Raw genomic sequence first — 13,391 nt, 5'->3', positions numbered from 1 at the left:
TTCCTGAGAGAACGCCGAGAATCGTCGCATGCGCCTGGACCATCTCTCTTTCGCAGCAGGACCGGATGGCCTCGCCAGCACTGCCCAGCGCATCGGGGGTCTGCTCGGCAAGGACTTCGTCGACGGTGGTGTCCACCCTCGTTTCGGCACCCGCAACATGATCCTGCCGCTCGCCGGCAACACCTACCTCGAGATCGTCGAGGTGCTGGACCACCCCGCGTCGGACAAGGCCCCGTTCGGCCAGGCCGTGCGCGCCCGGTCCCTCCTCGGCGGCGGCTGGCTCGGCTGGGTCGTCGCGGTCGACGACATCTCGGTCGCCGAGCAGCGGCTGGGCCGTGAGGCCGCGAAGGGCAACCGGCACCGCCCCGACGGCAGCGAGCTGGTGTGGAAGCAGATCGGCGTCAACGGCCTGATCGCCGACCCGCAGCTGCCGTTCTTCATCCAGTGGCAGAGCCCCGCGGAGATGCACCCGAGCGCGGGCGCGGACCCGGCGTACTCGCTGGCCTGCCTGGAGATCGCCGGCGACCCGCACCGGGTCAGCGAGTGGCTCGGCGAGACCGTCGAGGCGCCGCTGGAGGACGTGAAGGTGGAGTGGGTCGCCCCGAACGGCACCCCGGGCATCCTCGCCGCGCAGTTCCAGACGCCCAGCGGCCTCGTGCGTCTTTGATCGACCCCGGGGCTCGGCCGAGCCCCAACATCTGGCACCACACGTCGACCTACGAGCTCGAGAACCGCGCGGTCGACCCGGATCGGGCCATCGAGGCGGCGATGCGGGCGGTCTCCCCGTGGGACCGGCGCGCGGTGCTCGACGTCGGCTGCGGCACCGGCTTCCACCTGCCCCGGTTCGCCTCCACCGCCTCGTCGGTGGTCGGCGTCGAGCCGCACGGCGACCTGGTCGCGCTGGCCCGCCGGCGTACCCGGCGGCTGCCGAACGTGTCCGTCGTGCAGGGCACGGCCCAGTCACTGCCGGTCCCGGACGCGTCGGTCGACGTCGCGCACGCCCGGTGGGCGTACTTCTTCGGCCCCGGCTGCGAGCCCGGTCTGGCCGAGCTCGACCGGGTCGTACGCCGGGGCGGCACGGCGTTCGTGATCGACAACGACCCGACCCGCACGACGTTCGGGGCGTGGTTCCGCCGGGGGTACCCCGAGGTCGACCCCGGTGCTGTCGAGCGGTTCTGGTCGACGCACGGCTGGACGCGCACGCCCGTCGACATGCGGTGGGCCTTCTCGTCGCGGGCCGACCTCGAGAGCGTCGTCCGCATCGAGTTCAGCCGCGAGGTGGCCGACGAGGTGCTCGCGTCCCACGAGGGCACCGAGGTCGACTACGCGGTCAACCTCTGGTGGCGGCGCTACTAGCTGCTGCCACGCACGGCCAGCGTCGGCGTCAGCATCACGCCGGGGCCGACGACGGGCGGGTGCGCGAGCATCCCCTCCAGCGCCTTCACGATCTCGATCGCGACCTGCTCCAAGGGCTGGCGGACGGAGGTGAGCCCGGGCGGCACGACCTGGGAGACCTGGGAGTCGTCGAAGCCGATGACGCAGATCTCGCGGCCGGCCTCCATGTCCCGGTCACGCAGGGTGTGCAGCACCCCCATCGCCAGCGTGTCCGAGGCGCACACGAACGCCGAGGGCTGAGCCTCGTCGAGCAGCACGGCACTGGCCTCCCGGCCGCTGGCGATGGTGTCCTCGACACGGGAGGCGAGCCCGGTGGTCGACAGGCCGCGCGCGTGCATGGCCCGGCTCCAGCCGGAGCGGCGGTCCTCGCCGATGAAGGAGTCCTTGCGCCAGCCGATCCAGGCGATCCGGTGGTGGCCGCGCTCGATCAGGTGGCTGGTCGCGAGGTCGGTGCCGGCCGCACCGTCGACATCGACCCACGCGTGCTCGGCGGTGGGGTTGTCCCACGGCCGGCCGAACGCCACGAACGGCGCCCGCTGCTGCTGGAGCCAGGTCGCCTGCGGGTTGCCGAGGTAGGTGTCGGTGACGACGAAGGCGTCGACCGCGGTCGAGCGGAGCAGGTCGTCGTACCCGGTGAGGGGGTCCTCGTGGGCGCCCGCGAACAGCAGCACGTGGTAGCCCGCCTCCCGTGAGGTCTCCACCAGCGAGTGCACGAACCGGTCCATGGTGGCGTTGGCGGTGCCCTCCTGCGCCGCGCTGATCCGCATCCCGATCAGGTGCGACGCGCGGGTGCGCAGGTTGCGGGCGGCGCGGTTCGGCGAGTAGCCCAGCTCGTCGATCGCCTCGAGGACCCGGGCCAGGGTGTCGGCGCGCAGCAGGTCCGGGTTGTTGACGGCGTTCGACACCGTCTGGCGGGAGACGCCGGCGAGCTCGGCGACGTCGGCGAGCGTCGGGGGCGTGGCGAGCCGACCGGTGCTCCTGGACACCCGCCCTCCTCTCCACGCGACCTTGATCGATCCAATGAGACCACAGAACCCGCTGTCGGCGCGGCCGCCTAGCGTGTCCGCCATGCCGAAGACCGCCCGTCCCGCCTTCCGATGCTCCGAGTGCGGATGGGAGACCTCGAAGTGGGTCGGCCGCTGCAGCGAGTGCCAGGCGTGGGGCTCGGTGGCCGAGGCCGCCGCCGCGCCGGCGGGACGCACGGCCGCCACGCCGGTCACCCGCCCTGCGGTCCCGATCGGCCAGGTGTCGGTGGAGGACTCGACCTTCCGGACCAGCGGCGTGCCCGAGCTCGATCGGGTCCTCGGCGGCGGCCTGGTGCCGGGTGCGGTGATCCTGCTCGCCGGCGAGCCCGGCGTCGGCAAGAGCACGCTGCTGCTGGAGGTCGCGGCCCAGACCGCGCGCTACCAGCGCCGCACGCTCTACGTCACCGGCGAGGAGTCGGCGTCGCAGGTGCGGCTCCGGGCGGACCGCACCGGCGGGGTGCACGACGAGCTCTACCTCGCCGCCGAGACCGACCTCGGCGCGGTCCTCACCCACATCGAGGAGGTGCGGCCGACGCTGATCGTCGTGGACTCGGTGCAGACGATCGGCGCCCCCGGCGTGGACGGCGTCCCCGGCGGCGTGAGCCAGGTCAAGGAGGTCGCGGCCGCGCTGGTGCGGGTGGCCAAGACCCGCAACATCACCACCGTGCTGGTCGGCCACGTCACCAAGGACGGCTCGATCGCCGGCCCGCGGGTGCTCGAGCACGTCGTCGACGTGGTGCTGCACTTCGAGGGCCACCGGGACTCGCGGTTCCGGATGGTGCGTGCGATGAAGAACCGGTTCGGCCCCGTCGACGAGGTCGGCTGCTTCGACCTCGGCACCGAGGGCATCAACGCGGTCACCGACCCGACCGGGCTGTTCGTGGAGAACCACCACGCCCAGGTGCCCGGCACCTGCGTCGCGGTGACGATGGAGGGCCGGCGGCCGCTGCTCGCCGAGGTGCAGGCCCTGGTGACGCACAGCGCCGCGGAGCGACCCCGCCGTACGACCTCCGGGCTCGACTCCTCCCGGGTCGCGATGGTGATGGCGGTGCTCCAGCAGCACTGCGGCGTCCGGCTGCACACGCTCGACGTGTTCGCCTCGACGGTTGGCGGTGCCCGCGTGGTCGAGCCGGCGAGCGACCTCGCGGTCGCGGTCGCGCTGACGTCGGCGAGCCGCGGGGTACCCCCGCCGCGGGGCGTGGTGGCGATGGGCGAGATCGGGCTGTCCGGCGAGCTGCGCCGGGTCCGGGACCTGCCGCAGCGACTCGCCGAGGCGGCCCGGCTGGGGTTCCAGCTCGCGGTGGTGCCGACCGAGCCCGGGCGTCCCGCGGCCCGGTCGCCGGAGTCGTGGATGGTCGACGGCATGCGGGTGCTCGACGTTCCCGACGTCGGCTCGGCGCTGCGGCTGCTGCAGCTGCTCACCACGGACGTCCAGCGTCCGCGACCCGTCGAAGACCTCTAGACTCCTCGCGTGCCCACCGACCGCTCGGACGAGCAGCTGCGCCTGCGCGCCACGCTCGCCACCATCGCGCCCGGCACTCCCCTGCGCGACGGGCTCGAGCGGATCCTCCGCGGCCGCACCGGTGCGCTGATCGTCCTCGGCCACGACAAGCTCGTCGAGTCGATCTCCACCGGCGGCTTCACGCTCGACGTGCCGTTCACCGCCACCGGCCTGCGCGAGCTGGCCAAGATGGACGGCGCGATCATCCTCGACAAGGACGTCACCCGGATCAGCCGGGCGGCCGTGCACCTGATGCCCGACCACACGATCCCCTCCGAGGAGACCGGCACCCGGCACCGCACCGCCGACCGGGTGGCACGGCAGACCGGCTACCCGGTCATCTCGGTGTCGCAGTCGATGCAGATCATCGCGGCGTACGTCGGCGAGACCCGCCACGTGCTCGAGGACTCCGGCCAGATCCTCTCGCGCGCGAACCAGGCGCTGGCGACCCTGGAGCGGTACAAGCTGCGCCTCGACGAGGTGTCCAGCACCCTGTCCGCGCTGGAGATCGAGGACCTCGTCACGGTCCGCGACGTCGCGGTCGTGGCCCAGCGGCTCGAGATGGTCACCCGGATCGCCGTCGAGATCGAGGACTACGTGCTCGAGCTCGGCACCGACGGGCGGCTGCTCTCGCTCCAGCTCGAGGAGCTGGTGACCGGGGTCGACACCGAGCGCGAGCTGGTGATCCGCGACTACCTGCCGGCCGGCCGTCGGACCAAGAGCCCCGAGGCGCTGCTCAACCGGCTCGAGTCGCTGTCGTCGACCGAGCTCGTCGACCCGGCCGCCGCGGCGCGGGCACTCGGCCTCGGCACCGGCGAGCACCTCGACGGTGCGGTCGCCCCGCGCGGCTACCGGCTGCTGGCCAAGGTGCCGCGGCTGCCCAGCACCGTCGTCGACCGGCTGGTCGACCACTTCGGCACGCTCCAGAAGCTGCTGTCCGCCGGCGTCGACGACCTCCAGGCGGTCGAGGGCGTCGGCGAGCTGCGCGCTCGCAGCGTGCGCGAGGGCCTGTCCCGCCTCGCGGAGTCCACGATCCTCGAGCGGTACGTCTAACCGGTCAGTCCGGGTGGCCCGATGGGCTGGTGAGAGGCCGGCCGCTCGCCGTGTTGCTCGGCCGGCTGCTGGGCTGGTTGCTGGGCCGGTTGCTGGGCCCGTTGCTGGGGCTCTGCGTCGGCTGGGCGGTCCTGGTGATGGTGGTCGCCGTGGGCGCCTTCAGCTCGAACTGCACGTCGGACGGCTCGCCGCCGAGCGCGGCCGCGGTGACGTGGTACCAGCCCAGGCCGGCCCAGTCGGTGAACTTCGAGCACGCGTCGTCGGAGCGCCGGGCGCTCCAGGTGAGTGCGACGTTCGTCGTGACCGCCTGGCGCACGACGACGTCGCTCACCGGGATCGCGCGCGGGCACTGGCGGCTGGACCAGATCTGGTCCTTGCCGGAGGTGATGTTGACGGTGACCGCGTCGCGGTCGATCCGCCAGGTGCAGGCCGGTGTCTCGAGGGTGCGCAGCTGCAGCACGATCCGCACCGGACGGCCACCGACCGCGTTGGTGACCTTCGGCGTGACGGCGATGTCGGTCCCGGCGCACTCCCCCTCCGGCACGGCCAGCGTGGGCGTCGGGTCCGGTGTGCTCGTCCGGTGGTTCGTGCCGGACGGTGTGACGGCGGTCGTGAGGGTGGTGTCGGACGGGGTCGTCGTGGGCGTCGTGTCGGCGGCGACCTGAGCTGCGGCGTCCTCGCCGGACGCTCCGTCGCTGCCGCTGATGAGCAGCCGGCCGATGCCGAAGACCAGCGCAAGCGCAGTACCGAGGACGAGCAGCCGGCGCGTCCAGTAGACCCTCGCGGGGAGCGGTCCTCGGGTCAGCGGCGGCATGGTCGAACGCTAGTCAGCGCCCGGCCCCGGATGGTGGTGCCACACCGGGCAGGATGGGCGCCGATGAACCCCTCACCGAGCAGCCGGCTCCACGGTCCGGTGCTGCGCTGGTACGGCGAGCACGCGCGCGACCTGCCGTGGCGCGGCCCCCGGGCGTCGCCGTGGTCGGTGATGGTCTCCGAGTTCATGCTCCAGCAGACCCCGGTCGCCCGGGTGCTGCCCGTGCACGAGCAGTGGCTGGCGCGCTGGCCGACGCCGGCCGCGCTGGCGGCCGAGCCGAGCGGTGAGGCCGTGCGCGCGTGGGGCCGGCTGGGCTACCCGCGCCGGGCGCTGCGGCTGCACGCCGCGGCCGGCGCGATCGTCGAGCGGCACGGCGGCGAGGTGCCCGCGGCGTACGACGACCTGCGGGCGCTGCCCGGCATCGGCGACTACACCGCGGCCGCGATCGCGTCGTTCGCGCACGGCCGGCGCCACGTCGTGCTGGACACCAACGTGCGGCGGGTGCTGGCCCGCACGGTGCAGGGCGTCGAGCTCCCGTCAGTGGCGGTCACGAGGGCCGAGCGCGAGGTCGCGCTGGAGCTGCTGCCCGAGGAGGACGCACCGACCTGGTCGGTGGCGCTGATGGAGCTGGGCGCGCTCGTCTGCACCGCGGGCAACCCGCGCTGCGACGCCTGCCCGGTGCGCGACCTGTGTGCCTGGCGGGCGGCCGGCTACCCGGCGTACGACGGGCCGCCGCGCAAGGTGCAGACGTGGGCCGGCACCGACCGCCAGTGCCGGGGCCGGCTGCTCGCCGTGCTGCGCGACAGCGCCGGGCCGGTGCACCGGTCGCGGCTGGATGCCGCGTGGACCGAGGAGGCGCAGCGGGTGCGCTGCCTGGCCTCACTCGTCGAGGACGGCCTGGTCGTGCACGTCGGTCCGGACACCTACGCGCTCCCCTGAAATGCCGAGTCGGCGCAGTCTCAGCTGAGACTGCGCCGACTCGGCGTGGATCACTCGGCGCGGGGGACGTCCGACCCGCTGTCGGAGTCGTCCGGTCCCTCGGCCACCACGTCACCGCTGGTGACCTCGGCGGTCTCGAACGGCGGCAGATCCGGCAGCTCGCCGACCTTCTGGCCGTGGAACGAGAACGACGCGGTCGGGCCCTCGCCCTCGACGTCGACCAGCACGATCTGGCCGGGGCCGACCTCGCCGTACAGCATCTTCTCGGCGAGCACGTCCTCGATCTCGCGCTGGATCGTCCGGCGCAACGGGCGGGCGCCCAGGACCGGGTCGAAGCCCCGCTCGGCGAGCAGGTTCTTCGCCGCCTGCGTCAGCTCGATCCGCATGTCGCGGTCGCGCATCCGCAGCTCGACCGAGGCGATCATGTTGTCCACCATCGCGACGATCTGCTGCTGCGACAGCGGCGGGAACACGATGATCTCGTCGACGCGGTTGAGGAACTCGGGGCGGAAGTGCTGCTTGAGCTCCTCCGACACCTTGGCCTTCATCCGGTCGTAGGAGCCGGCCGCGTCACCGGACTGCTGGAAGCCGAGGTTGATGCCCTTGGCGATGTCGCGGGTGCCGAGGTTGGTGGTCATGATGATGACGGTGTTCTTGAAGTCGACCACCCGGCCCTGGGAGTCGGTCAGGCGACCCTCCTCCAGGATCTGCAGCAGGCTGTTGAAGATGTCCGGGTGGGCCTTCTCCACCTCGTCGAACAGCACGACCGAGAACGGCTTGCGGCGCACCTTCTCGGTGAGCTGGCCGCCCTCCTCGTAGCCCACGTAGCCCGGAGGCGAGCCGAAGAGCCGCGAGACGGTGTGCTTCTCGCCGAACTCCGACATGTCGAGCTGGATCAGGGAGTCCTCGTCGCCGAAGAGGAACTCGGCGAGCGTCTTGGACAGCCACGTCTTCCCGACGCCGGAGGGGCCGGCGAAGATGAACGAGCCGCCGGGGCGCTTCGGGTCCTTCAGGCCGGCACGGGTACGCCGGATCGCCCGCGACAGGGCCTTGACGGCCTCGTCCTGGCCGATGACGCGCTTGTGGAGCTCGTCCTCCATCTTGAGCAGCCGGGTCGACTCCTCCTCGGAGAGCTTCACGATCGGGATGCCGGTCGCCACGGCGAGCACCTCGGCGATCAGCTCCTCGTCGACCTCAGCGACCTCGTCCATGTCGCCCGCGCGCCACTGGCGCTCGCGCTCGGACTTCTTGAGGATCAGCTGCTTCTCCTCGTCGCGCAGCCGGGCGGCCGCCTCGAAGTCCTGGCCGTCGATGGCGGCCTCCTTGCGCTGGCGCACCTCGCTGATCTTGTCGTCGTACTCGCGCAGGTCCGCGGGCGCCGTCATCCGGCGGATCCGCAGCCGCGAGCCGGCCTCGTCGATCAGGTCGATGGCCTTGTCCGGCAGGAACCGGTCGGAGATGTAGCGGTCGGCGAGGGTCGCCGCCGAGACGAGTGCCTCGTCGGTGATCGTCACGCGGTGGTGCGCCTCGTAGCGGTCGCGCAGGCCCTTGAGCATCTCGATGGTGTGCGCGATCGAGGGCTCGGCGACCTGGATCGGCTGGAACCGGCGCTCGAGCGCGGCGTCCTTCTCGAGGTACTTGCGGTACTCGTCCAGCGTGGTCGCACCGATCGTCTGGAGCTCGCCGCGAGCCAGCATCGGCTTGAGGATGCTCGCGGCGTCGATCGCGCCCTCGGCCGCGCCCGCGCCGACGAGCGTGTGGATCTCGTCGATGAAGAGCACGATGTCGCCGCGGGTGCGGATCTCCTTCAGCACCTTCTTCAGGCGCTCCTCGAAGTCACCGCGGTAGCGCGAGCCCGCGACCAGCGCACCGAGGTCGAGGGTGTAGATCTGCTTGTCCTTGAGCGTCTCGGGCACGTTGCCCTTGACGATGTCCTGGGCCAGGCCCTCGACGATCGTCGTCTTGCCGACGCCGGGCTCGCCGATCAGCACCGGGTTGTTCTTCGTACGGCGGGACAGGATCTGCATGACCCGCTCGATCTCCTGCTCCCGGCCGATGACCGGGTCCAGCTTGCCCTCGCGGGCGTCCTGGGTGAGGTTGCGACCGAACTGGTCGAGCACCAGCGAGGACGACGGCGCGTCGCTGGACGACGAGCCCGTGGTCGCGCCGGGACCCGAGGACTCCTTGCCCTGGAAGCCGGAGAGCAGCTGGATGACCTGCTGCCGGACGCGGTTCAGGTCCGCGCCGAGCTTCTGCAGCACCTGGGCGGCGACGCCCTCGCCCTCGCGGATCAGTCCCAGCAGGATGTGCTCGGTGCCGATGTAGGAGTGGCCGAGCTGCAGCGCCTCGCGCAGGGACAGCTCGAGCACCTTCTTGGCGCGCGGCGTGAAGGGGATGTGGCCGCTGGGCGCCTGCTGGCCCTGGCCGATGATCTCCTCGACCTGCGCGCGCACCGCCTCGAGCGAGATGTCGAGGCTCTCCAGCGCCTTCGCGGCGACGCCCTCGCCCTCGTGGATGAGGCCGAGCAGGATGTGCTCGGTCCCGATGTAGTTGTGGGAGAGCATGCGGGCCTCTTCCTGGGCCAGCACGACCACCCGGCGGGCTCGGTCAGTGAACCGCTCGAACATGCGCATCGCTCCTGAAGCTTCGGTGGGGCTACGTGGACTCCAACCCCACGGACAGCCTACGCGTTCCCCGATCGCAGCCCAGTCAGTCCGCTGAGAGCGAACACGGGGGCAGCAGCAGCGCGTGAGCGACGCACGCGAAGCCCTGACGGGCGCGTCGAGACCCGGTGGGACGGAACAGGGCGGTGACCAGCGTGGTCACCGCCCTGTGTCGTCTTGCTGGGTGTCGTCTTGCTGGGTCTCGACACCCCGTCGCGGGGGCGTGATCAATGCGCGTTGTCGTACGCCGCCCGTACGTCGGCCGACACCCGGCCCCGGTCGGGGACGTCGTGGCCGTTGGAGCGCGCCCAGTCCCGGATCTCCCGGGCGCTGGGTCCGTTCGCCGCGGCAGCTGCGGAGCGTCGCCCCCGGCGCGGGGCCGCACCCACCTTGCGGCCGTGGCCGATGTAGCCGGAGAGCGAGTCGCGCAGCTTCGCCGCGTTCTTCTCGTTCAGGTCGATCTCGTAGGTCGTGCCGTCGAGACCGAAGGAGACGGTCTCCGTCGCCTCACTCCCGTCGATATCGTCGACGAGAACAATGTTGACCTTCTGGGCCATTTCTTAGACCTCACTGTGGGAATAGGTATTGGACTATTTCCCATGCTCCCACAAGACGAATACTTTTCCCATTTCGGGGTGTGCGCCATCACCTATTGCGGGTGAATGCCAGCTCGAGCCCGCGCAACGTCAGCCACGGTGCGTGGTGGGTGAAGCAGGTGCATTCGTCGAGAACCAGGCCGGCGAGATAACCGGTCGCGATCACCTGCACCCTGGATGGCTGCTCGCCCAGCTCTGCCGTCATCCGGGCGACGATGCCCTCCACCTGGCTGGCCACGCCGAAAACCATTCCCGACTGGAGTGCCTCGACGGTGTTCTTCGCAATCACGGTGCGCGGTCGCTGCAATTCCACCTTGCGCAGCTGGGCGCCGCGTCGACCGAGCGCCTCGAGGGAGATCTCGATTCCCGGCGAGATCGCGCCGCCGACGTACTGTCCTTTGGCATTGACCACGTCGAACGTGGTCGCGGTGCCGCCGAAGTCGACGACGATCGCCGGCCCGCCGTATTCGTGGACCGCGGCGAGCGCATTGATGATCCGGTCGGTGCCGACCTCGCGCGGGTTGTCCATGAGCACCGGAATGCCGGTCCGGACCCCCGGCTCGACCACCAGGCAGGGCACGTCGGCGAAGTGCCGCGCCAGCATGTCCCGCCACTCGTGCAGCACCGCCGGGACGGTCGCGCAGACCGCGATCCCGTCTACCTCGTCGAGGCCGGTGCCGAGGAGGCCCCGGAGCAGCACCGCCCACTCGTCCGAGGTGCGCCGCTCGTCGGTCGCCACCCGCCAGTCAGCGGTGACCTCGCCGTCGGCGAGCAGGCCCAGGAGCGTGTGGCTGTTGCCGATGTCGGCGGCGAGCAGGGCCATCGTCAGCCCTCGGAGAGGTCGAGTCCGAGGTCGAAGACCTTCACCGAGTGGGTGAGCGCGCCGACCGAGATGAAGTCCACGCCGGTTTGGGCGACCTCACGGGCCCGCTCGATGGTGAGCCCGCCGGAGGCCTCGAGGGTGGCCCGGCCGGCCGTGAAACGCACCGCCTCGGCCATCGTGGCGGTGTCCATGTTGTCGAGCAGGATCTCGGTGCAGCCGGCGTCGAGCAGCTCGCGCAGCTGGTCGAGGTCGGTGACCTCGACCTCGACGCGCAGGTCGGGGTACGCCGCGCGCACGGCCTCGTACGCCGGCACCACTCCGCCGGCGGCGACGACGTGGTTGTCCTTGACCATCGCCCGGTCGCTGAGGCTGAAGCGGTGGTTCACGCCGCCACCGCAGCGCACGGCGTACTTCTGCAGCGCGCGGAACGTCGGCAGGGTCTTGCGGGTGTCCAGCACCCGCGCGCTGGTCCCGGCCAGCGCCTCCACCCAGTGCGACGTGGCGGTCGCGACGCCGGAGAGGTGGCTGGCGTAGTTGAGCGCGGTGCGCTCGGCGGTGAGCAACCCGCGGGTCGGGCCGGACACGCGCATCACGACGTCGCCGGGCTCCACCCTGGTGCCGTCCGGCACCCGGTCCGTGACCTCGACGCTCTCGCCCATGACGGCATGGAAGACCAGGGCCGCGACGCCCAGACCGGCGACCACACCCGGCTCGCGGGCGGCGAACACCCCGCAGCCGTGGGCGTCGGCGGAGATGGTCGCCACGCTCGTCACGTCCTCGCGCGGCAGGTCCTCCGCGAGCGCGGACCGGACCTGGGCGAGCACCGCCTCCGGGTCGAGGCCGGACGCGGCCAGCTCGTCGTCGTACGGCGAGGTCACCGGAGCTCCAATGTGGTCGCGCCGTCGGCCATGACCGCGTCGAAGTGTCCGGCGAAGTGCAGGTCGTCGCGCTCGGGGAAGTCCTCGCGCCAGTGCGAGCCGCGGGTCTCCTCGCGCAGTGCGGCGGCGTCCGCGAGCGCGGTGCTGATCGTCAGCAGGTTGGTGGTCTCCCACGAGTCCTGGTCGACGACGTCGGCGCTCGTCCCGGCCAGCTTGTCCAGCAGGCTCGTGGCGTCGACGAGGCCCTCGGCGTTGCGCAGCACGCCGACGCGCGAGGTCATCACCTCCTGCAGGTCGCGCCGGAGCGTGCCCGGCACCAGGCCCGGGGTGCGGGTGTCCGGTGCGGGCGGCTGCAGCGCCCGGAGCTCGCCGGGCAGCACCTGCGCGATCCGGCGGGAGAACACCAGCCCCTCGAGCAGCGAGTTGGAGGCCAGCCGGTTCGCACCGTGCACGCCCGAGCAGGCGACCTCGCCGGTCGCGTACAGGCCCGGGACGTTGCTGCGGCCCCACAGGTCCGTGCGGACGCCGCCGGACGCGTAGTGGCACGCGGGCGCCACCGGGATCAGGTCGGTCACCGGGTCGATGCCGTACCGCCGGCAGGTGGCGAGGATCGTCGGGAACCGGCGCTCCCAGAATCTCGATACGGCGGCTCGTTCCTCGCCGCCTACTCGATCACCGGCGCGCCTCGCTTCGCTCGCCGGGAGACCGAGCTGGCGGGCGTCGAGCCACATGTGCGGCTGTCCGGTCTCGATCATCCGCCGCATGATCGCCTTCGCGACCACGTCGCGCGGGGCGAGGTCGGCGAGCTCGTGCTCGCCCTGCATGAAGCGGTGGCCCTCGAAGTCCACCAGGAAGGCGCCCTCGCCCCGCACCGCCTCGGAGATCAGCGGCTGCTGGCCGTGGGAGTCGGGGCCGAGGTACATCACCGTCGGGTGGAACTGCACGAACTCGAGGTCGCGCAGCACCGCGCCCGCCCGCAGGGCGACCGCCATGCCGTCTCCGGTGGAGACGACCGGGTTCGTGGTCTGGGAGAACACCTGGCCCAGGCCACCGCTCGCGAGCACCACCGCCCGGCAGCGGACGGCGCCGACGCCGTCTCGCTGACCCTCCCCCATCACGTGCAGGGTCAGGCCCGCGACGCCGCCGTCGCCGGCGAGCAGCAGGTCGACGGCCAGTGCGTGCTGGACCACCTCGATCTCGGGTGCCTGCTCGATCGCGGCGATCAGCGCGCGCTGGATCTCCGCGCCGGTGGCGTCGCCGCCGGCGTGCGCGATCCGGTCCCGGTGGTGGCCGCCCTCCCGGGTCAGCGAGAGCTCGCCGTCCGGGTCGTGGTCGAAGTTGGTGCCCAGGGCGATCAGCTCGCGCACGGCGTCCGGTCCCTCGGTGACCAGCACCCGCACGGCCTCGCGGTCGCAGGCACCGGCACCCGCCACGAGGGTGTCCTCCTCGTGCTCGGCGGGAGTGTCGCCGGGGCCGAGCGCGGCGGCGATGCCGCCCTGCGCCCACTGGGTGGAGCCGGCGGCCAGCACGTCCTTGGTGACGACGAGGATCTTCTCGACCTGGCCGCGAAGCCGCAGAGCGGCGGTCAGCCCGGCGATGCCGGAGCCGACGACGACGACGTCGGCGGTGGTGGTCCAGCCGGGCTCCGGCGCGACCAGGCGACCGGGCACGCGGCGTACCGGAGCGGTGGACGCTGAGGACATT

The 13,391-nt window shown here is 72.1% G+C and carries 12 protein-coding genes; 5 read left to right on the top strand and 7 right to left on the bottom strand.

The window, feature by feature from the left end:
- Nucleotides 1-28: 28 nt before the first annotated feature.
- Nucleotides 29-667, top strand: coding sequence for a VOC family protein (locus N538_RS0120140; RefSeq protein ID WP_028638793.1), 639 nt, complete (start codon nucleotides 29-31; stop codon nucleotides 665-667).
- On the top strand, nucleotides 664-1,356 hold the full coding sequence (locus N538_RS0120135; protein ID WP_028638792.1) for a class I SAM-dependent methyltransferase: 693 nt from the start codon (nucleotides 664-666) through the stop codon (nucleotides 1,354-1,356). Before N538_RS0120140 ends, N538_RS0120135 begins: the two co-directional genes overlap by 4 nt.
- On the opposite strand, the gene N538_RS0120130 is transcribed toward N538_RS0120135, so the two are convergent.
- A complete protein-coding gene (locus N538_RS0120130; protein WP_028638791.1) occupies nucleotides 1,353-2,381 on the bottom strand; it encodes a LacI family DNA-binding transcriptional regulator in 1,029 nt (342 codons plus the stop codon). The genes N538_RS0120135 and N538_RS0120130 overlap by 4 nt on opposite strands.
- Before the next feature lie 82 nt (nucleotides 2,382-2,463).
- Between N538_RS0120130 and radA the strand changes: the two genes are divergently transcribed.
- On the top strand, nucleotides 2,464-3,882 hold the full coding sequence (radA, locus tag N538_RS0120125; protein WP_028638790.1) for a DNA repair protein RadA: 1,419 nt from the start codon (nucleotides 2,464-2,466) through the stop codon (nucleotides 3,880-3,882).
- A 9-nt stretch (nucleotides 3,883-3,891) separates the two neighbouring features.
- Nucleotides 3,892-4,974: a DNA integrity scanning diadenylate cyclase DisA gene (disA, locus tag N538_RS0120120; protein WP_028638789.1), complete on the top strand. Its 1,083-nt coding sequence runs from the start codon at nucleotides 3,892-3,894 to the stop codon at nucleotides 4,972-4,974.
- Nucleotides 4,975-4,978: 4 nt separating this feature from the next.
- Here the strand turns inward: disA and N538_RS0120115 are convergent, their stop codons facing one another.
- Nucleotides 4,979-5,788, bottom strand: coding sequence for a hypothetical protein (locus N538_RS0120115; RefSeq protein ID WP_028638788.1), 810 nt, complete (start codon nucleotides 5,786-5,788; stop codon nucleotides 4,979-4,981).
- A gap of 63 nt (nucleotides 5,789-5,851) precedes the next feature.
- Between N538_RS0120115 and N538_RS0120110 the strand changes: the two genes are divergently transcribed.
- A complete protein-coding gene (locus N538_RS0120110) occupies nucleotides 5,852-6,727 on the top strand; it encodes an adenine glycosylase (RefSeq protein WP_028638787.1) in 876 nt (291 codons plus the stop codon).
- A gap of 50 nt (nucleotides 6,728-6,777) precedes the next feature.
- On the opposite strand, the gene N538_RS0120105 is transcribed toward N538_RS0120110, so the two are convergent.
- From N538_RS0120105 to N538_RS26465, 5 genes are all read right to left on the bottom strand, one after another.
- Nucleotides 6,778-9,354 carry an ATP-dependent Clp protease ATP-binding subunit gene (locus N538_RS0120105; RefSeq protein WP_028638786.1) on the bottom strand — a complete coding sequence of 859 codons (2,577 nt, stop codon included), beginning with the start codon at nucleotides 9,352-9,354 and terminating at the stop codon, nucleotides 6,778-6,780.
- A 263-nt stretch (nucleotides 9,355-9,617) separates the two neighbouring features.
- On the bottom strand, nucleotides 9,618-9,947 hold the full coding sequence (locus N538_RS0120100) for a histone-like nucleoid-structuring protein Lsr2 (protein WP_028638785.1): 330 nt from the start codon (nucleotides 9,945-9,947) through the stop codon (nucleotides 9,618-9,620).
- An 88-nt stretch (nucleotides 9,948-10,035) separates the two neighbouring features.
- Nucleotides 10,036-10,809, bottom strand: coding sequence for a type III pantothenate kinase (locus N538_RS0120095; protein ID WP_028638784.1), 774 nt, complete (start codon nucleotides 10,807-10,809; stop codon nucleotides 10,036-10,038).
- A 2-nt stretch (nucleotides 10,810-10,811) separates the two neighbouring features.
- Nucleotides 10,812-11,687, bottom strand: a complete 876-nt coding sequence (gene nadC / locus N538_RS0120090) for a carboxylating nicotinate-nucleotide diphosphorylase (RefSeq protein ID WP_028638783.1) — start codon at nucleotides 11,685-11,687, stop codon at nucleotides 10,812-10,814.
- Nucleotides 11,684-13,390, bottom strand: a complete 1,707-nt coding sequence (locus tag N538_RS26465) for an L-aspartate oxidase (protein WP_036571384.1) — start codon at nucleotides 13,388-13,390, stop codon at nucleotides 11,684-11,686. The genes nadC and N538_RS26465 overlap by 4 nt, the downstream gene beginning before the upstream one ends.
- Nucleotide 13,391: the final 1 nt, after the last annotated feature.

Origin of the sequence: Nocardioides sp. URHA0032, assembly GCF_000620645.1 — a bacterium.
Taxonomy (GTDB): Bacteria; Actinomycetota; Actinomycetes; order Propionibacteriales; family Nocardioidaceae; genus Nocardioides.
This window is presented reverse-complemented; position numbering and strand designations above follow the sequence as displayed.